Source organism: Pleomorphochaeta sp. DL1XJH-081 (assembly GCF_049310885.1).
In the GTDB taxonomy this organism is placed as follows: domain Bacteria; phylum Spirochaetota; class Spirochaetia; order Sphaerochaetales; family Sphaerochaetaceae; genus CAYZJV01.
The window spans coordinates 1-275 of record NZ_JBMDYO010000085.1; the positions used below are offsets into that span (position 1 = coordinate 1).

1 protein-coding gene is annotated in these 275 nt (G+C 40.4%); it reads left to right on the forward strand.

What is annotated here, in order from left to right; all coding sequences use genetic code 11:
- Positions 1-94: 94 nt before the first annotated feature.
- The coding region (locus tag ACODJP_RS13995) for a hypothetical protein (RefSeq protein ID WP_422482537.1) at positions 95-275 on the forward strand (181 nt) is incomplete at its 3' end.

The window sequence follows — 275 nt, forward strand, 5'->3', positions numbered from 1 at the left end:
CTTGATGGCCCATAACACATTGATCTCATATGGCTGCCCGGATGCTAGTACTGAGTCTCATTATGAAGAAATCCTTGCACTCTATAATGACTTAATGAAGATGGATCCTGAACATATCTGTCACTACGAAGATGAGTACAGCTTGGTGTTATTGAAGCAGCTGACATCAAATACTGAGTCCTTATTGAAGCTCTGTTGTAATTATCAAGAATCTTCTTCGCCAAGTACTAGTTCTTATACAGCTGTACGATTAAGCAGCCTCTCATTGTCACGAG